This window comes from Pantoea graminicola (assembly GCF_048452665.1).
Taxonomy (GTDB): Bacteria; Pseudomonadota; Gammaproteobacteria; order Enterobacterales; family Enterobacteriaceae; genus Pantoea.
The window spans coordinates 446,554-463,546 of sequence record NZ_JBLWSJ010000004.1 but is presented as its reverse complement, the minus strand read 5'-3'; the positions used below and the strand labels follow the sequence as shown (position 1 = coordinate 463,546).

17 protein-coding genes and 5 tRNA genes are annotated in these 16,993 nt (G+C 54.6%); 2 read left to right on the top strand and 20 right to left on the bottom strand.

Annotation, left to right across the window (positions count from 1 at the left end):
* Nucleotides 1-27 precede the first annotated feature (27 nt).
* From trmD to ffh, 4 genes are all read right to left on the bottom strand, one after another.
* Nucleotides 28-792, bottom strand: coding sequence for a tRNA (guanosine(37)-N1)-methyltransferase TrmD (trmD, locus tag ACNY69_RS12830; RefSeq protein WP_111141452.1), 765 nt, complete (start codon nucleotides 790-792; stop codon nucleotides 28-30).
* Nucleotides 793-827: 35 nt separating this feature from the next.
* Nucleotides 828-1,376: a ribosome maturation factor RimM gene (gene rimM, locus ACNY69_RS12825; RefSeq protein WP_111141451.1), complete on the bottom strand. Its 549-nt coding sequence runs from the start codon at nucleotides 1,374-1,376 to the stop codon at nucleotides 828-830.
* Nucleotides 1,377-1,394: 18 nt separating this feature from the next.
* Nucleotides 1,395-1,643, bottom strand: coding sequence for a 30S ribosomal protein S16 (rpsP, locus tag ACNY69_RS12820; RefSeq protein ID WP_111141450.1), 249 nt, complete (start codon nucleotides 1,641-1,643; stop codon nucleotides 1,395-1,397).
* Nucleotides 1,644-1,784: 141 nt separating this feature from the next.
* The gene (ffh, locus tag ACNY69_RS12815; protein WP_128085949.1) at nucleotides 1,785-3,146 is read right to left on the bottom strand and encodes a signal recognition particle protein; all 1,362 of its coding nucleotides are present in this window, start codon (nucleotides 3,144-3,146) and stop codon (nucleotides 1,785-1,787) included.
* A 164-nt stretch (nucleotides 3,147-3,310) separates the two neighbouring features.
* On the opposite strand from ffh, the gene ACNY69_RS12810 reads away from it, so the two are divergent.
* Nucleotides 3,311-4,111 (top strand): cytochrome C assembly family protein, encoded by an 801-nt coding sequence (locus ACNY69_RS12810; protein ID WP_418798573.1) that lies wholly within the window; start codon nucleotides 3,311-3,313, stop codon nucleotides 4,109-4,111.
* A 15-nt stretch (nucleotides 4,112-4,126) separates the two neighbouring features.
* Nucleotides 4,127-5,413 (top strand): HlyC/CorC family transporter, encoded by a 1,287-nt coding sequence (locus ACNY69_RS12805; RefSeq protein WP_111141447.1) that lies wholly within the window; start codon nucleotides 4,127-4,129, stop codon nucleotides 5,411-5,413.
* Nucleotides 5,414-5,471: 58 nt separating this feature from the next.
* Here the strand turns inward: ACNY69_RS12805 and luxS are convergent, their stop codons facing one another.
* From luxS to tam, 16 genes are all read right to left on the bottom strand, one after another.
* A complete protein-coding gene (gene luxS, locus ACNY69_RS12800; RefSeq protein ID WP_293770320.1) occupies nucleotides 5,472-5,987 on the bottom strand; it encodes an S-ribosylhomocysteine lyase in 516 nt (171 codons plus the stop codon).
* Between the two features lie 153 nt (nucleotides 5,988-6,140).
* Nucleotides 6,141-7,748: a glutamate--cysteine ligase gene (gshA, locus tag ACNY69_RS12795; RefSeq protein WP_111142230.1), complete on the bottom strand. Its 1,608-nt coding sequence runs from the start codon at nucleotides 7,746-7,748 to the stop codon at nucleotides 6,141-6,143.
* A gap of 31 nt (nucleotides 7,749-7,779) precedes the next feature.
* Nucleotides 7,780-8,181, bottom strand: a complete 402-nt coding sequence (locus ACNY69_RS12790; RefSeq protein WP_199560057.1) for a YqaA family protein — start codon at nucleotides 8,179-8,181, stop codon at nucleotides 7,780-7,782.
* 23 nt (nucleotides 8,182-8,204) lie between these two features.
* Complete coding sequence (gene yqaB / locus ACNY69_RS12785) at nucleotides 8,205-8,771, bottom strand: fructose-1-phosphate/6-phosphogluconate phosphatase (RefSeq protein ID WP_111142232.1); 567 nt, start codon at nucleotides 8,769-8,771, stop codon at nucleotides 8,205-8,207.
* Nucleotides 8,772-8,865: 94 nt separating this feature from the next.
* Nucleotides 8,866-9,060 (bottom strand): hypothetical protein, encoded by a 195-nt coding sequence (locus ACNY69_RS12780; RefSeq protein ID WP_418798570.1) that lies wholly within the window; start codon nucleotides 9,058-9,060, stop codon nucleotides 8,866-8,868.
* 412 nt (nucleotides 9,061-9,472) lie between these two features.
* A tRNA-Arg gene (locus ACNY69_RS12775) sits at nucleotides 9,473-9,549 on the bottom strand.
* A gap of 59 nt (nucleotides 9,550-9,608) precedes the next feature.
* Nucleotides 9,609-9,685 (bottom strand) — tRNA-Arg (locus ACNY69_RS12770).
* Between the two features lie 58 nt (nucleotides 9,686-9,743).
* Nucleotides 9,744-9,820 (bottom strand) — tRNA-Arg (locus ACNY69_RS12765).
* 218 nt (nucleotides 9,821-10,038) lie between these two features.
* Nucleotides 10,039-10,115: transfer RNA gene (locus tag ACNY69_RS12760), tRNA-Arg, on the bottom strand.
* Between the two features lie 8 nt (nucleotides 10,116-10,123).
* A tRNA-Ser gene (locus tag ACNY69_RS12755) sits at nucleotides 10,124-10,216 on the bottom strand.
* Nucleotides 10,217-10,497: 281 nt separating this feature from the next.
* Nucleotides 10,498-10,683 (bottom strand): carbon storage regulator CsrA, encoded by a 186-nt coding sequence (csrA, locus tag ACNY69_RS12750; protein ID WP_008927091.1) that lies wholly within the window; start codon nucleotides 10,681-10,683, stop codon nucleotides 10,498-10,500.
* A gap of 249 nt (nucleotides 10,684-10,932) precedes the next feature.
* On the bottom strand, nucleotides 10,933-13,560 hold the full coding sequence (gene alaS / locus ACNY69_RS12745; protein ID WP_111141434.1) for an alanine--tRNA ligase: 2,628 nt from the start codon (nucleotides 13,558-13,560) through the stop codon (nucleotides 10,933-10,935).
* 132 nt (nucleotides 13,561-13,692) lie between these two features.
* Nucleotides 13,693-14,217 (bottom strand): regulatory protein RecX, encoded by a 525-nt coding sequence (locus tag ACNY69_RS12740; protein ID WP_111141435.1) that lies wholly within the window; start codon nucleotides 14,215-14,217, stop codon nucleotides 13,693-13,695.
* A gap of 123 nt (nucleotides 14,218-14,340) precedes the next feature.
* The gene (gene recA / locus ACNY69_RS12735) at nucleotides 14,341-15,408 is read right to left on the bottom strand and encodes a recombinase RecA (RefSeq protein WP_111141436.1); all 1,068 of its coding nucleotides are present in this window, start codon (nucleotides 15,406-15,408) and stop codon (nucleotides 14,341-14,343) included.
* A 97-nt stretch (nucleotides 15,409-15,505) separates the two neighbouring features.
* Nucleotides 15,506-16,000 (bottom strand): nicotinamide-nucleotide amidase, encoded by a 495-nt coding sequence (gene pncC, locus ACNY69_RS12730; protein WP_111141437.1) that lies wholly within the window; start codon nucleotides 15,998-16,000, stop codon nucleotides 15,506-15,508.
* Between the two features lie 105 nt (nucleotides 16,001-16,105).
* Nucleotides 16,106-16,882, bottom strand: a complete 777-nt coding sequence (gene tam, locus ACNY69_RS12725) for a trans-aconitate 2-methyltransferase (protein WP_293770462.1) — start codon at nucleotides 16,880-16,882, stop codon at nucleotides 16,106-16,108.
* Nucleotides 16,883-16,993 lie beyond the last annotated feature (111 nt).

Sequence of the window (16,993 nt, the reverse complement as noted above, 5' to 3'; positions counted from 1 at the left end):
CCTGGGTAAACTGATAGTCGGGGAAGATTACTCTTCCGCATCATCGTTTTGTTGCTGCTGATGTTCACGCTTGAACTCATTCAGCAACCTTGCTTGCTCTTCAGTCAGAGCCAGGTTTTCCAGAAGTTCAGGTCTTCTCAGCCAGGTACGGCCTAGCGACTGCTTCAGACGCCAGCGGCGAATATCGGCATGGTTGCCTGACAGTAATACTGCCGGAACCTCCATGCCCTCTAACACTTCAGGTCGGGTATAGTGCGGACAATCCAGCAAACCGTCCGAGAACGAATCCTCATCGGCTGACGCCTGTTTGCCAAGTACGCCGGGAATAAACCGGGCGACTGAGTCAATCATCGCCATTGCCGGCAGTTCCCCGCCGCTGAGAACGTAATCACCGATTGACCACTCTTCGTCAATTTCGGTCTGGATTACGCGCTCATCAATACCTTCATAACGGCCGCAGACAAGAATTAACTTGTTGCATGCCGCCAGTTCGCAAACGCCCTGTTGGTCCAGTTTGCGACCCTGAGGTGAAAGATAAATCACCCTGGCACCTTCACCTGCCGCTGCTTTCGCTGCGGAGATGGCATCCCGTAAGGGTTGTACCATCATCAGCATCCCCGGTCCGCCACCGTAAGGACGGTCGTCCACGGTACGGTGCCGGTCGTGCGTGAAGTCACGCGGACTCCAGCTCTGAATGCTGAGCAGACCGTTTTTTACAGCCCGGCCAGTTACCCCGTAATCGGTAATAGCGCGAAACATTTCTGGAAACAGGCTAATAACACCAATCCACATTGTATTCGCCGTTACGTTACCGTTCGATTCGGAGATCAAAAACCAGGATCCCAATCTACCTCAATGACGCCAGTAGAGAGATCGACTTTCCTGATAACCTGTTCATCAAGAAACGGAATTAACCGCTCCTGAACACCGAATGCATCTTTCAGGTTTGCCTTAACGACGAGAACGTCGTTCGAGCCGGTTTCCATCATATCGATGACTTTACCCATCTCGTAGCCTTCGAGGTTAACCACCTGGCAGCCCATAAGGTCTTTCCAGTAGTAATCGCCCTCTTCCAGCGATGGCAACTGCGTCGAGTCAACCTGAATTTCGCAATTGGTCAACTGAGCCGCCGCATCCCGATCGTCAATGCCTTTGACTTTGATGATCAGGTCCTGATTGTGGTGCTTCCAACTTTCCAGTTCGACCTGCTGCCATTTACCGGCGCGCTGGATGAACCAGGGTTGGTAGTCGAAGATGCTTTCAGCGTCTTCAGTGGAGGAAAACACTTTGAGCCAGCCGCGAATACCGTAGGCGGCTCCCATCTTACCCAATACGATTGGGTTAACAGGAGGCTGTGCGGCAAGTTGTCTGCTCATGCTCACCACCGTGACAGATTAAGCTGCTTTCTTTGCTTCTTTGACCAGCGCGTTAACGCGATCAGAAAGCGTTGCGCCCTGGCCAACCCAGTGCTCGATACGATCCATATCAAGACGCAGTGCTTCAGCCTGACCAGATGCGATCGGGTTGAAGAAACCAACGCGCTCGATGAAACGACCGTTGCGTGCATTGCGGCTGTCAGTGACGACGACCTGATAGAACGGACGCTTTTTAGCGCCGTGACGTGCCAAACGAATTGTTACCATAACATCCTCTTCAGTTAATAAAACACCCGGCCCCCATCGAGGAACGGGGTCCGGGTGCTATATAAAAAGCCCGAAAATTTTACTCATTTTGGCGCAAAAAGCAACCTAAACCGCGTCCTTCCAGGCTTTTTTGTGGAACACTTAGCGACCAGGGAAACCAGGCGGCATCATACCTTTCATGCCGCGCATCATTTTCGCCATGCCGCCCTTCTTCATTTTCTTCATCATGCGCTGCATGTCGTCGAACTGCTTCAATAAGCGGTTAACGTCCTGCACCTGCATGCCCGAGCCGTTCGCGATGCGACGCTTGCGCGAGCCTTTAATGATTTCCGGCTTCTCGCGCTCTTTGCGGGTCATCGAGTTGATGATCGCCTCCATGCGCACCAGCACTTTGTCATCCATCTGCGACTTCACATTGTCAGGCAGCTGTCCCATACCCGGCAGTTTCCCCATCAGGCTGGCCATGCCGCCCATGTTGCGCATCTGCTTCAGCTGCTCAAGGAAGTCATTAAGATCAAAACCGTCACCGGTCTTGAGCTTCTTCGCCAGCTTCTCGGCCTGATCGCGGTCAACCTTGCTTTCGATATCTTCGATCAGAGAGAGAACGTCACCCATGCCGAGGATGCGTGACGCAATGCGGTCCGGATAGAACGGCTCAAGCGCATCGGTCTTTTCACCGACACCCATAAATTTAATCGGCTTGCCGGTGATGTGACGAATCGACAGCGCCGCACCACCGCGGGCATCACCGTCGACTTTGGTCAGGATAACCCCGGTCAGCGGCAGCGCTTCGTTAAAGGCTTTTGCGGTGTTTGCCGCATCCTGACCGGTCATGGCATCGACCACAAACAGGGTTTCTACCGGCTTAACCGCGGCATGCACCTGCTTGATCTCTTCCATCATCGCTTCGTCGACGTGCAGACGACCGGCGGTATCCACCAGCAGAACGTCGTAGAACTTCAGACGCGCTTCGCGCAGCGCATTATTAACGATGTCGACCGGCTTCTGGCTGAGATCGGAGGGGCAGAAATCCACGCCGACCTGCTGAGCCAGGGTTTCCAGCTGTTTGATCGCCGCCGGGCGATAGACGTCGGCAGAGACCACCAGCACTTTCTTTTTATGCTTTTCGCGCAGGAATTTACCCAGCTTACCGACGCTGGTGGTTTTACCGGCACCCTGAAGGCCCGCCATCAGCACGACCGCAGGCGGCTGAGCGGCCAGGTCCAGCGCGTTGTTTTCCGCACCCATCGCCGCAACCAGCTCGTTACGAACGATTTTGATAAACTCCTGACCCGGCGTCAGGCTTTTGTTCACATCATGGCCGACCGCGCTCTCTTTCACACGGTTGATGAAGTCACGCACCACCGGCAGCGCAACGTCGGCTTCAAGCAGCGCCATGCGCACTTCGCGCAGGGTGTCTTTAATGTTTTCTTCAGTCAGCCTTCCGCGGCCACTGATGTTTCGCAGGGTTTGCGACAAACGATCGGTTAAATTATCAAACATGGTCTCTCACTTAAAAAGATCGCGAGGCGCCTGATCGGCAGAATGCGGCGGATTATAACACGAAGCCCCGGCGATCTCTGCAATTGCCCCTCAGATCGTTTGGAGCCTGCTCCGGCTGGCGCTATACTGCCTTTTTCCTTATCTGACTGAACCTGAAAGGATCTATGTTCGTTTTCGCGATAGTGGCGCTGTTCGCCTACTCCTTAAGCCTTGCCCTGATCATTCCCAGCCTGCTGAAGCGTCATGGCGGCTGGCGGCGAATGGCGATGATCTCTGCCTGTGTGGCGCTGATCACCCATGCGGTTGCCCTGCAGCAACGCATCTTCGCCATTGATAGCGGACAGAACTTAAGCCTGCTCAATATTGGCTCGCTGGTCAGCCTGCTGATCTGCGCCATCATGACCATCGTGGCGTCACGCAACCGTGGCTGGCTGCTGCTGCCGATCGTCTACAGCTTCGCGCTGATCAACCTCGCCTTCGCCACCTTTGTTCCCAATGCGTTCATCACGCATCTGGAAACCACGCCGGGCATGATGATCCACATTGGCCTGTCGCTGTTCGCCTATGCGACGCTGATTATCGCCGCGCTCTATGCGCTGCAGCTGGCATGGATCGACTACCAGCTGAAAAACAAGCGCCTGGCTTTTACGCAGGATATGCCGCCGCTGCTGACCATCGAACGTAAGATGTTTCACATCACCCAGGTGGGCGTCGTGCTGCTGACGCTGGTGCTCTGCACCGGGCTGTTCTATATGCAGGATCTCTTCAGCGCTGAAAACGTCGATAAAGCCGTTCTCTCAATCATCGCGTGGTTTGTTTATATCGTTTTGCTCTGGGGGCACTATCATGAAGGGTGGCGTGGTCGCCGCGTCGTCTGGTTTAACTGCAGCGGTGCGGCGCTGTTAACCATGGCCTACTTCGGCAGTCGCATCCTCCAGCATCTGCTTGTCCCTGTCTCTCGTTAAAAAGGAAGTTCTGCGTTGGAACATGTTTCAACCACCACGCTGATTATCATTCTCTGCGTCATGGTACTGGTTTCTGCCTGGTTTGCCGGGTCGGAAACCGGGATGATGACCCTTAATCGCTATAAGCTGCGCCATCAGGTCAAGAACGGCAGCCGTGCCGCACGCCGGGTTGAAAAACTCCTGCGTCGTCCTGATCGTCTGCTAAGCCTGGTGCTGATTGGCAATAACCTCGTTAACATCCTGGCCTCTGCGCTGGCCACCATCGTTGGCATGCGTCTGCACGGCGATGAAGGGGTCGCGATCGCCACCGGTATCCTGACCTTTGTGGTGCTGGTCTTCGCTGAGGTGCTGCCGAAAACCGTGGCCGCCCTCTACCCTGAACGGGTCGCCTTTCCCAGCAGCCTGCTGCTGGTGCCGATGCAATACATTATGCTGCCGCTGGTCTGGCTGCTCAACTCGATTACCCGTCTGCTGATGAGAATGGTGGGTATCCGCACCGAGGGAGCCATCAGCTCGGCGCTGAGCAAGGAGGAGCTGCGCACTATCGTCTATGAGTCGCGGAGTCTGATGTCACGCCGTAACCAGGATATGCTGCTGTCGGTGCTCGACCTGGAGAAGGTCAGCGTGGATGACATCATGGTGCCGCGTAACGAGATTGTGGGCATCAACATTAACGATGACTGGAAATCCGTGGTGCGTCAGCTGAGCCACTCCCCGCATGGCCGCATTGTGCTGTTTCGCGACTCGCTGGATGACTGCGTCGGTATGCTGCGCGTGCGCGAAGCCTGGCGCATGATGACCGAGAAAAAAGAGTTCACCAAAGAGACCCTGCTGCGCGCCGCCGATGAGACCTACTACATCCCGGAAGGCACGCCGCTCAACACCCAGCTGGTGAAGTTTCAGCGCAACAAAAAGAAAGCGGGCCTGGTGGTGGATGAGTATGGCGACATCAAGGGACTGGTGACCATCGAAGACATTCTGGAAGAGATCGTGGGTGACTTCACCACCTCAATGTCACCGTCGCTGGCCGAAGAAGTGATGCCGCAGAATGATGGCTCGGTCCTGATTGAAGGCAGCGCAAACGTGCGCGAAATTAATAAAGCCTTTAACTGGCATCTGCCGGAGCAGGAGGCGCGCACCATCAACGGCATGCTGCTGGAAGCGCTGGAGGAGATCCCGGCTATCGCCACCCGGGTGCAGATCGGCCACTACAACGTCGATATTCTCGACGTGCAGGACAATATGATTAAGCAGGTGCGCATCACGCCGAAGACACCGCTGAAGAAATCGGTCGGTTCCTGAAGCCAAAAAAAACGCCGCAATCGTCATGATGCGGCGTTTTTTATTGCGGAATCGCGAACTAGATCTGCAGAGCTTTCAGCTTTTCGGCTGGCAGTTTCAGATCCTCGTTGCGGTTGACGCCAATCTCATGCGCCAGCACATTGCGGGCGATCTGCTGCGCTTCATCCAGTGAGTGCAGCTTGTAGCTGCCACACTGGTATTCATTCAGTTCCGGGATCTGGTTCTGATCTTTTACTTTCAGAACGTCTTCCATCGCCCCTTTCCACGCTTTTGCGACGCGCTGCTCGTCCGGTGTACCAATCAGGCTCATGTAGAAGCCGGTGCGGCAGCCCATTGGCGAGATATCAACAATCTCCACACCGTCACCGTTCAGGTGATCACGCATGAAGCCGGCAAACAGATGCTCCAGCGTATGGATGCCACGCTCGGTGAGGATATCAATGTTCGGGCGGCAAAAACGCAGGTCAAAAACGGTAATCGTATCGCCATGCGGAGTCTTCATGGTTTTGGCAACGCGAACGGCCGGTGCGCCCATGATAGTGTGATCAACGGTAAAACTGTCCAGTAGTGGCATACGTCACCTCCTGTTCTGAGAATTTTTTTTAAAACGATGAAACTTTTCTGTTCGCCCAACGTCTGAATATATGAAAGACGCGCATTTGTTATCATCATCATCCCTGACAACAGAGATGTTAATTTGGCCACATTGATGTGGCCTTTTTCTTTTCTACCCTTCCCGGCTCGCCAGATACGCTTCAAAATCCAGCTTATCGCTCGCTTCCAGCTGCTGCTGTGCCGCGACTGATTCCTGCGCCTGACGCGTGAAATCGTCTTCCGTCAGGACTTCCAGCGGCTCTTCACAGAGCAGATGCGCATACTGTTCTGCCAGTGCTACGCCGGTGCCGGTAACACCGTTGTCCTTCATCGCCTGAAGGATACGCGCCGAGTAGGTTAGCTCAGGATCGTCAAACGATGCTACCAGTTGATCGCAGACCTGCTGATATTCCGTGCTGTCCTGATTGTGACTGTCTAAGACTTCAGCAACGCGGCGCAGATCGGCAAACAGGGTTTTACCCACTTCGACCAGCGAATGTTCCGCTTCGCCACAGCCCACCGCAATTTTCTGCCCCGGTTTACGCCCTTCCAGCACGACCCGGTTCCAGTTTTTACGGGTACACTGCAGCTCATCCGCGCTCATTTCCGGCGCGTCGGCCAGCGTACACCAGATCAGGAACAGGTCGAGGAAGCGAACCTGATTCTCATCGACTCCAATGGCAGAGAACGGGTTGATATCCAGCGAACGCACTTCGATATACTCAATCCCGCCACGCAGTAGCGCATCAGACGGCGCTTCACCCGAGCGCGTCACGCGCTTCGGCCGGATCGGCGCATAGAGTTCGTTTTCAATCTGCAGCACGTTGGTATTCAGCTGCAGCCAGTTGCCGTCTGCATCTTTTGTTCCCATCGCCGCATACTCTTCGGAGGGCGTCCTGATCGCTTTCTTCAGCGCCGTGACATAGCCTTCCAGTGAGTTAAAGGTGATACCGAGCGCGCTTTGCGACTTATTGGTATAGCCCAGATCGCTCAGACGCAGCGAGGTGGCGTAGGGCAGCCACATCGTGTCTTTGTCATTGGTTTCAAACGGCAGCGCGCTCTCACGGCCCTGCAGGAAGCTGGAGCTGATGGCCGGTGATGCGCCAAACAGATAGGGGATCACCCAGCCGAAGCGATAATAGTTACGGATCAGGCGCAGATAGCCCGCGGAGATCGTCTCTTTTCCGCTTTCCTGATCTTTCACGTCAGCCCACTCCTGCCAGAACGAGAGCGGCAGCGAGAAGTTATAGTGAATGCCGGAGATGGTCTGCATCAGCGCGCCGTAGCGGTTTTTCAGCCCTTCGCGGTAGAGCGTTTTCATCTGCCCGATATTGGAGGTGCCATACTGCGCCAGCTCGATATTATCGGCATCGTCGATCACACAGGGCATACTGAACGGCCACATGCGCTCATCGCCCAGTTCGCGCGCAACGTGACGATGGATATCACGCAGAAATGCCAGCATATGATCAATGCTGTGGTCGACGGGCGTGATAAATTCCAGCAACGTTTCGGCGAAATCGGTGGTGATCCAGTCATGTTTCAGCGCCGACCCCAGAGAGTCCGGGTGGCCGCTTTTTGCCAGTTCGCCATTTGCCTGCACACGCAGCGTTTCACGCTCGATGCCACGGCCAATACCTTTAAGGGCATTGGGATGCGCCTCCAGCCAGGAGAGCGCTTTAGATACGTCCGGGATCACATTACCCCCCCGCTGTGATAATAATTTATTTTTGTTCAGCATAATGTTAACCGTAGCCTCGAATCTGTGCGAATCAATGCCACCATTCCAGCCCCTGTAATGTGGCAGTCGCGATAACGATATAACGCAGTGTCTTGCCGACAGCGAGAAACAGCATCGCGGGCAGCCAGGCGAAACGTAACCAGCCTGCGAGCACGCAGAGCAGATCACCTATCACCGGCAGCCAGCTGAATAACAGTGCTGCGGGTCCCAGTCGGTGCAACCACGTCATTGCTGTGTCATGCCATCGCCCCTGACGTTTTAACGGCAGTAAGCGACCAATAATAATGTTGGTTAAGCCGCCCAGGGTGTTTCCCAGTGATGCGGCCAAAAGCAACCCGTAAACTGATGTCTTTTTTGCTATCAGAAATGCGATCAGTAGTGCTTCTGAACTTCCTGGCAGGAGCGTTGCACTTAAAAAGCTACTGCCGAACATCGAGGCCAGGGTGAAGATGTCACTCACAGTAAACGGACATCCACCACGGCCATGCCTGCTGCTTTTGCTGCCTGGATACCAAAATCGGCATCCTCAAACACCACACAGCGTGCCGGTGCCACGCCCAGTAATTCGGCGCAGCGTAAAAAGGTTTCCGGCTCGGGTTTGTGATGTTTTACGTCGTCAGCACCGACCACGGCCGAAAACAGCGCACGCACACCCAGCTGCGTCAGTAACGCCTCTGCCATGCTATGTTCGCTTCCGGTCCCTACCGCCATCGGACGACGCCCGTGATACGCTTTTGCCACCTCCAGCAGAGGCAGCGGTGTCACGTTGTCCAGCAGCATCGCTTTCACTGCCGCTGTTTTTTCTGCGGCGAGAAGACGGGGGTCGAGTGACGACTGATTGGACTCAATGATGAACTGCGCAAGCCGCCAGGCGGGCGCGCCATTGAATTCGATGATACGGGCTTCATCCAGCGTCAATCCATAACGCGCCAGTACCTGACGCCACGCTTTTCGATGGGTTGGCTCGGTATCCAGAATGGTGCCGTCCATATCGAAAATCAGGGCGTCATATTGATCGTACATTGTCACTCCGGACGTTCACCAAACGAGACATTACTTTAGCCTAATGTGGACAGGTTGTCGCCAGGGTGGATGAACAGCAAATGCTTTGAAAGCATTAACAATTTTTCTTTTCAGATAAAGGTGATCGTCTGCGCCCAGCCATAACAGTACGAATTTGCAGCGATTTTTTGACAATCTTTTCAGCGCCGCACGCCATAAGACGGGCAGGAAGAGCAAAACCAGATAGGTTATCGCAGCAGGCAGGCGTCATTATCCGCTTAAGTCCGGGTGATGGATCAATGGCAGCCATCGGGGAGAAAAGCCCTGCCGGCAAAGCCAGTGGGAAGCTGAGTGAGAGAGATTTCAGGTTATCTCTGCGACGCTGGCTGCGCATGATATTGCGGCTGGAAAGCCGGTCTGTAGCTCAGGCGCTGAGACGGCATGGTGCACCGGGTATGACTGAAAGCAGAATGACTTAGCCTGCGCTTCGCCCTGCGGGCCGTTGCTGACGCAACGTTATCCTTCTGAGTGCGATCTGAACGCGGATTGCGTTATGACACACTGAGGGGCTGATCATAAGGGAGAATATGGTGCATCCAGGAGGATGACTCCGCTTACGCTTCGCCCTGCGGGCCGTTGCTGACGCAACGTTATCCTCCTTAGCGCGATCTGAACGCGGATTGCGTTATGACACACTGAGGGGCTGATCATAAGGGAGAATATGGTGCATCCAGGAGGATTCGAACCTCCGACCGCTCGGTTCGTAGCCGAGTACTCTATCCAGCTGAGCTATGGATGCATTGAGGGGTGTAGCTTTTTATGGACTGACAGAAAGTAATCTGAGGATGATACGAAGAATGGTGCATCCAGGAGGATTCGAACCTCCGACCGCTCGGTTCGTAGCCGAGTACTCTATCCAGCTGAGCTATGGATGCATTGAGGGTGTAACTTTTTATGGACTGACAGAAACCAACCTGAGGATGATACGAAGAATGGTGCATCCAGGAGGATTCGAACCTCCGACCGCTCGGTTCGTAGCCGAGTACTCTATCCAGCTGAGCTATGGATGCATAAATCAAATTCTTGTACAACGCAGGGTGCTGACTACTCACCATGAAGGAATTGCTAGTTCGCTTTGTTTCTTTCTTTTCGATGGTGCATCCAGGAGGATGACTCAGCTTACGCTTCGCCCTGTGGCGCCGTTGCTGATGCAACATTATCCTCCTTAGTGCGGTCTTAACGCGAATGCGTTATGTCACACTGAGGCACTTCGCCATACCCGAAAATATGGTGCATCCAGGAGGATTCGAACCTCCGACCGCTCGGTTCGTAGCCGAGTACTCTATCCAGCTGAGCTATGGATGCATCGAAAATGGCGGTGAGGGAGGGATTCGAACCCTCGATACAGCTTTTGACCGTATACTCCCTTAGCAGGGGAGCGCCTTCAGCCTCTCGGCCACCTCACCTTACGCTTTCTTTCGAACCGTGCTTCTGAACTTGTTTCTGCTCATCGGCACTGCGTGGCGCACATATTACTTTCCCGGACTTTTAAGTCAAACAATTTTTCCAAAACTTTTTTCGATTGCACAAATCACACACAATCGGGACAAAATGACGGCAAAAAGAGTGAATTATCAACACTGAAAGCAGGTCGTGTTGGCAAAAATGCGACGTGAAGAGGAGAAGGAAAGGCAGGAATTTTGCAGAAAGCGGTAGCGCCTCGCACATGTGCGAGGCGCTGAATCCGTTAAACGCTGGTTTGTTGCGTTTTTTCAGCCTGGATGCGCTGATAGATCTCTTCGCGATGCACAGAAACCTCTTTCGGCGCGTTAACCCCTATACGAACCTGGTTACCCTTCACACCCAGTACCGTTACAGTTACCTCATCACCGATCATGAGGGTTTCACCAACTCGACGAGTTAGAATAAGCATTCTTTGCTCCTTGAAAGATTAAAAGAGTCGGGCTTGTACAGGCACCCGGCATTATCCATCATTTAACGCTGCACATTGGCTGTGAGAATGACACCTATGCGCATCGATGCGCCAATACATTCTGCTGATAGTTAGTTTAGCCGAAATACACTACATCAACCTGACTTTGTCATTTGCTGCTCTGGCACTGTATTAAAAAGCGCCGGAACCGGGGTTCTGACGCTTCATACAATGCTTTATTCTATTTCATTACAGGCGGCTGTTGACCCAGCTCTCTACCCCTGCCAGAGCGCCTTTAAGCGCCTCAGCATCATTACCACCCGCTTGCGCCATGTCAGGACGACCACCGCCCTTCCCGCCCACCTGCTGGGCCAGACCGGCAATCAGTTCGCCCGCTTTAACGCGGTCAGTCAGATCTTTGGTCACGCCCGCAATCAGCGACACTTTGCCGTCTGCCACGGTTGCCAGCACGATAATCGCAGACCCCAGTTGATTCTTGAGATCGTCCACCATGGTACGCAACATTTTAGGTTCGACATTGCTGAGCTCACTGACCAGCAGTTTCGCGCCCTTCACATCAACAGCCTGGCTGCTCAGTGAAGCACTCTCCTGCGCGGCCTGTTGATCGCGCAGTTGCTGCAACTCTTTCTCCAGCGCACGGACATGATCGACCAGACCACGCACCTTCTCGTTCAGATTGCTGCTGTTCGCTTTGACCAGCTGCGCCAGATCGTGCAGCTGGCTGCTCTGCGCATTGACCTGGGCCAGCGCAGCTTCACCGGTAATCGCTTCAATACGACGAATACCGGCCGCTGTGCCTGATTCAGCCTGAATGCGGAACAGACCAATATCACCGGTCCGTGCAGCATGGGTTCCCCCGCACAGCTCAACAGAGAAATCACCCATAGTCAGAACACGTACGCGCTGGTCATATTTCTCGCCAAATAAAGCCATCGCACCTTTAGACTTCGCCGCGTCGAGATCCATCACTTCCGTTTCTACCGGCAGGTTGCGGCGGATCTGTGCATTGACAATATCTTCGACCTGGCGAATCTCCTGAGGTTTCATCGCTTCGAAGTGCGAGAAGTCAAAACGCAGATATTTGTCGTTAACCAGTGAGCCTTTCTGAGCCACATGTTCGCCCAGAACCTGACGCAATGCGGCGTGTAATAAGTGGGTCGCAGAGTGGTTCAGGCGGATACGCGCACGACGTGCCGCATCGACCTGCGCCTCAAGGCGATCACCGATACGCAACTGCCCTGCGGCCAGCTTACCGACATGACCGATGGCCTGACCATATTTTTGTGTGTCCTGAACGCTAAATTCAGCATTCTTCCCTTTCAGCAACCCGGTATCGCCAACCTGACCACCCGACTCACCATAGAAGGGGGTTTCATCCAGCACAACGACGGCATCCTGACCGGCGGTCACTTCATCCACCGCCTCGCCAGCAACATAGAGCGCTTTCACCGTGGCCGCTAAATCAAGCTGCTCGTAACCTTCAAAGGAAGAGGCCGCGTCAATGCGGATTACATTGCTGTAGTCTGCGCCGAAGCCACTCGCTTCACGCGCGCGCTGGCGCTGCTGCTCCATCGCCTGCTCAAAGCCCGCTTCGTCGATTTTCAGGTTACGTTCGCGGCAGACATCCGCCGTCAAATCAGCCGGGAAGCCAAAGGTGTCGTAGAGACGGAAGACGATTTCGCCATCCAGCGTGTCGCCCTGCAGTTTTTCCAGCTCGTCATCCAGCAGCGCCAGTCCGCGTTCCAGCGTACGGGCAAACTGATCCTCTTCGCTTTTCAGCACCTGCTCAACCTGAGCCTGCTGACGCTGCAGCTCTTCACCCGCGGCCCCCATAACCTCGATCAGCGGCGCAACCAGCTTGTAGAAGAATGCCTCTTTGGCGCCCAGCATGTTGCCATGACGCACCGCACGACGAATGATACGACGCAGCACGTAGCCACGGTTCTCGTTCGACGGGATTACGCCATCCGCAATCAGGAATGCGCAGGAGCGGATATGGTCAGCAATCACGCGCAGTGATTTATTGCTGAGATCGGTCGCGCCGGTCACCTTCGCGACAGCCTGAATCAGTTTCTGGAACAGGTCGATTTCATAGTTTGAGTTGACGTGTTGCAGAACGGCGGAGATACGCTCAAGGCCCATTCCGGTATCAACCGACGGTTTTGGCAGCGGCAGCATGGTGCCATCCGCCTGACGGTTGAACTGCATAAAGACGATGTTCCAGATTTCGATGTAGCGATCGCCATCCTCTTCCGGGCTGCCTGGCGGGCCACCCCAGATGTGATCGCCATGATCGTAGAAAATCTCGCTGCACGGGCCACAAGGGCCGGTGTCGCCCATCTGCCAGAAGTTATCTGACGCGTAGGCGCTGCCTTTGTTGTCGCCAATGCGAATGATGCGCTCACGCGGCACACCAATTTCGTTCGCCCAGATATCAAAGGCTTCATCATCGGTTTCATAAACCGTCACCCACAGGCGCTCTTTTGGCAGGCTGAACCACTGTTCGCTCGTCAGCAGTTCCCAGGCAAAACCAATCGCCTCTCTCTTGAAGTAATCACCAAAGCTGAAGTTACCCAGCATTTCGAAGAAGGTGTGGTGGCGGGCGGTGTAACCGACGTTTTCAAGATCGTTGTGTTTACCCCCTGCGCGAACGCAGCGTTGCGACGTGGTCGCACGGGTATAGTCACGTTTGTCCTGACCGAGGAACACATCTTTAAACTGGTTCATCCCGGCGTTAGTAAACAACAACGTTGGATCGTTATTCGGTACGAGGGAGCTGCTGGTTACAACCTCATGTCCCTTGCTATGAAAAAAGTCGAGAAACGCCTGACGGATCTCAGCAGTGCTCTTGCTCATATATGTCCTGGAATCACGCTAACGAACGTTCCCTCCGATCGGCGCAGCCACTTTTCGTGGTGCCTGACCAGAGGAACAAAAAGTGGGAATAAGATAAAATTTCTTCAGTGGGAAGTAAAATTACATCGGCTTTTAGTCATCAAAATTTCTGAAAACAGACTGGATATCCTCGCTCTTAAAGCCCTTCGATTGCAGATAGCGCAGCACTTTCGCTTTCTCTTTCCACTCAGTGGGTAGCGGATGGCCAAATTTTCTCTCCGCCATCTGTGCCGCTCTCGCCGCCCAGTCAACCTCTGTCTCCTCCATCGCGAGGTCAATCGCCTCGCGATCAATACCTTTCTGGGCCAGCTCAAGGCGCACGCGCTGTGATCCCAGACCTTTGCGGCTTCGGCTCTGAATAAAACGTTCGGTAAAACGTTCGTCGTTCAGCCAGCCACTCTCCTGACACCAGTCCAGCACCTGCTCCAGCAGATCGTCGGGGATAATTTCGGGCTCTTTCTTTTGTGCCCATGCGGCACGCTGAGCAGACTGTTGCAGCTTACGCGCCAGTTCGGCACGGCTGTGATCGCGCTGACCCAGAATGCGCATCGCGCGGTCAAGCAGGCGGGAGTAAGAGACGACGTCAGGTTGAGCCTGAGGCTGTGAAGATTCAGTCATACTGCGCTCCTTGTACAAACAGAGAGGAGATTATGGCGACAGAACAGGACAGAGGAAAGGCGGAAAAGGACACTGAGGAGGCAAAAACAGCGGGAGAGGCTTTCGCCTCTCCCGCTGTTGTGATTAGAAGTCTTCGTTCGCTTCGCTTTCGGCGTTTTCGATGTCAGCAGATTTATCCGCTGCCACTTTTTCATCCGCGCCGTTGAGCAGCATCTCACGCAGCTTCATATCAATCTCGTTTGCCACAGCAGCATTCTCTTTCAGGAAGTTGCTCGCATTCGATTTACCCTGACCAATCTTGTCGCCGTTGTAGCTGTACCACGCACCCGCTTTTTCGATCAGCTTGTGCTTGACGCCCAGGTCAACCAGCTCGCCATAGGTGTTGATCCCTTCGCCATACATGATCTGGAACTCAGCCTGTTTAAATGGCGCAGCGATTTTGTTTTTCACCACTTTCACGCGGGTTTCACTGCCGACCACGTTATCGCCCTCTTTAATCGCACCGATACGGCGGATATCGAGACGGACAGAGGCGTAAAATTTCAGTGCGTTACCACCGGTAGTAGTTTCCGGGTTACCGAACATCACACCAATTTTCATTCGGATCTGGTTGATGAAGATCAGCAGGGTGTTTGACTGCTTCAGGTTACCCGCCAGTTTACGCATCGCCTGGCTCATCATACGTGCCGCGAGGCCCATGTGTGAGTCACCGATTTCACCTTCGATTTCCGCTTTCGGCGTCAGCGCAGCAACGGAGTCGACGATGATGACGTCAACGGCACCGGAACGCGCCAGAGCATCACAGATTTCCAGCGCCTGTTCACCGGTATCGGGCTGTGAGCAGAGCAGGTTTTCGATATCCACGCCCAGCTTCTTGGCGTAGACCGGATCCAGCGCATGTTCCGCATCGATAAAGGCGCAGGTTTTACCCTTACGCTGTGCCGCCGCAATGACCTGCAGGGTCAGCGTGGTTTTACCGGAAGACTCCGGTCCGTAGATCTCAACGATACGGCCCATTGGCAGACCGCCAGCCCCTAACGCGATATCCAGCGACAGCGAACCGGTCGAGATGGTTTCCACATCCATTGAGCGGTCTTCACCCAAGCGCATGATGGAACCTTTACCAAATTGTTTCTCAATCTGGCCCAGCGCGGCAGCTAAAGCCTTCTGTTTGTTTTCATCAATCGCCATTTCAACTCCTAATCAAGCCGGGTAAACACGCACTCAGTTGGTGCCTGCACTCTTTCTGTTGCCGACAATTATACTGTATAGTCATACAGTATCAAGTTTAATTTGTCAGAAATTCGCCATACAGTGTCTGCAGGGCCCACGCCACCGACTGGCGGCGGACGGCATCACGATCGCCGCTGAAATGCTGCAGAAAAGTCAACACGTTATCCTGCGGCCCGGCAAAGCCAAACCACACCGTACCTACCGGTTTTTCTGCACTGCCGCCATCCGGGCCGGCAATGCCGCTGACCGAAATTGCGTAGTCGGCACGGGCAGCCTCGCGGGCCCCCAGCGCCATCTCGCGCACCACCACTTCACTGACTGCGCCAGCCTGTTCCAGCGACGCCGCCTGAACGTTTACCAGCTGCTGTTTCGCCTCATTACTGTAGGTCACAAACCCGCGTTCGAACCAGGCGGAACTGCCGCTGATATCGGTAAACACCTTGGCAATCCATCCGCCTGTACAGGATTCCGCACAGGTGACAGTGGCATTGCGCTGCTTCAGTTGCTCCCCTATCCGGGCGCTGAGCGCCTGCAATTGCTGATCGTCCATTGCATCTCTCCGTTTAGCTGTGGGTTGAAGGTGGTGCAGAAAGCGCACTTTTTCAAGGTCATCCGCCACGATTGCGCTATTTTTGCGGCAGACTTTCCACCGCGCTTACCGTTTTTTCACCGCAATCATAAAAAGACGCGGAAAGGCGAGCAGAACCTGGCCATCCGCCTGAGCAGGATAGGCGGTGACAAGACGCTGATGATAATCGGCCAGAAAGGCGCGCTGTCCGGCCTCATCCAGGCTCGCCAGAAATGGTCTGAGGCCGGTGGCCCGCAGCCAGCTGATAATCGCCTGCGCATCGGCCATGACGTGATAATAGGTGGTGCGCCAGATATCGACCTCACAACCCGCCTGCGTCAGCAGATCGTAATAGTCACCCGCGGAGAGCAGCTGCGTGCGCTCAGCAGCCTCTGCGTTGATCAGTGGCCGCCAGCGCGCTGATGCCGCCACCTCGCGCATCAGCCGATGCGAAGGCTCCTGCAGATTATCCGGCATCTGCACGGCCAGCACACCGCCGGGCGCCAGCTGAGCAACCAGATGAGGGAATAGCGTGGAGTGATTATCCAGCCATTGCAGTGAAGCGTTGGCATAAACCACCTGCTGCGGGGCATCCGCCTGCCAGCTACGGATATCGGCCTGAACAAAGCGACACTGCGGCAGGCGCTCTCTGGCCTGCGTCAGCATCGTCGCTGAACTGTCGAGCCCGGTGATCTGTGCCAGCGGCCAGGCGTCAGTAAGCAGTTCAGTGCTGTTACCCGGCCCGCATCCCAGATCGGTAACCCGCTCGACCTGCTCCATCGTGATGCGCGCCAGCAGCTCCCGGGCCGGACGGGTTCGTTCCGCTTCAAATTTACGATACAGCACGGGATCCCACTCTTTCATCATGACCTCTCACCAGGTTATCAGAGACATCTGCTTAGTCAGACGGATGAAAAGCGAAAAAGTGCAGACCTTTACCGATTATCGTGGCGTTACGGCGCGGGAAAGAGAGAG

What these genes read in the sequence shown, in the direction of transcription:
- pncC (WP_111141437.1), bottom strand. Translation starts at nt 16,000, where the DNA reads ATGGACGATCAGCAATTGCAGGCGCTCAGCGCCCGGATAGGGGAGCAA.
- recA (WP_111141436.1), bottom strand. Translation starts at nt 15,408, where the DNA reads ATGGCGATTGATGAAAACAAACAGAAGGCTTTAGCTGCCGCGCTGGGC.
- alaS (WP_111141434.1), bottom strand. Translation starts at nt 13,560, where the DNA reads ATGAGCAAGAGCACTGCTGAGATCCGTCAGGCGTTTCTCGACTTTTTT.
- luxS (WP_293770320.1), bottom strand. Translation starts at nt 5,987, where the DNA reads ATGCCACTACTGGACAGTTTTACCGTTGATCACACTATCATGGGCGCA.
- ffh (WP_128085949.1), bottom strand. Translation starts at nt 3,146, where the DNA reads ATGTTTGATAATTTAACCGATCGTTTGTCGCAAACCCTGCGAAACATC.
- tam (WP_293770462.1), bottom strand. Translation starts at nt 16,882, where the DNA reads ATGAAAGAGTGGGATCCCGTGCTGTATCGTAAATTTGAAGCGGAACGA.
- ACNY69_RS12740 (WP_111141435.1), bottom strand. Translation starts at nt 14,217, where the DNA reads ATGACTGAATCTTCACAGCCTCAGGCTCAACCTGACGTCGTCTCTTAC.
- rpsP (WP_111141450.1), bottom strand. Translation starts at nt 1,643, where the DNA reads ATGGTAACAATTCGTTTGGCACGTCACGGCGCTAAAAAGCGTCCGTTC.
- ACNY69_RS12790 (WP_199560057.1), bottom strand. Translation starts at nt 8,181, where the DNA reads ATGTTCGGCAGTAGCTTTTTAAGTGCAACGCTCCTGCCAGGAAGTTCA.
- ACNY69_RS12810 (WP_418798573.1), top strand. Translation starts at nt 3,311, where the DNA reads ATGTTCGTTTTCGCGATAGTGGCGCTGTTCGCCTACTCCTTAAGCCTT.
- ACNY69_RS12780 (WP_418798570.1), bottom strand. Translation starts at nt 9,060, where the DNA reads ATGGCTGCCATTGATCCATCACCCGGACTTAAGCGGATAATGACGCCT.
- rimM (WP_111141451.1), bottom strand. Translation starts at nt 1,376, where the DNA reads ATGAGCAGACAACTTGCCGCACAGCCTCCTGTTAACCCAATCGTATTG.
- yqaB (WP_111142232.1), bottom strand. Translation starts at nt 8,771, where the DNA reads ATGTACGATCAATATGACGCCCTGATTTTCGATATGGACGGCACCATT.
- gshA (WP_111142230.1), bottom strand. Translation starts at nt 7,748, where the DNA reads ATGCTGAACAAAAATAAATTATTATCACAGCGGGGGGGTAATGTGATC.
- csrA (WP_008927091.1), bottom strand. Translation starts at nt 10,683, where the DNA reads ATGCTTATTCTAACTCGTCGAGTTGGTGAAACCCTCATGATCGGTGAT.
- trmD (WP_111141452.1), bottom strand. Translation starts at nt 792, where the DNA reads ATGTGGATTGGTGTTATTAGCCTGTTTCCAGAAATGTTTCGCGCTATT.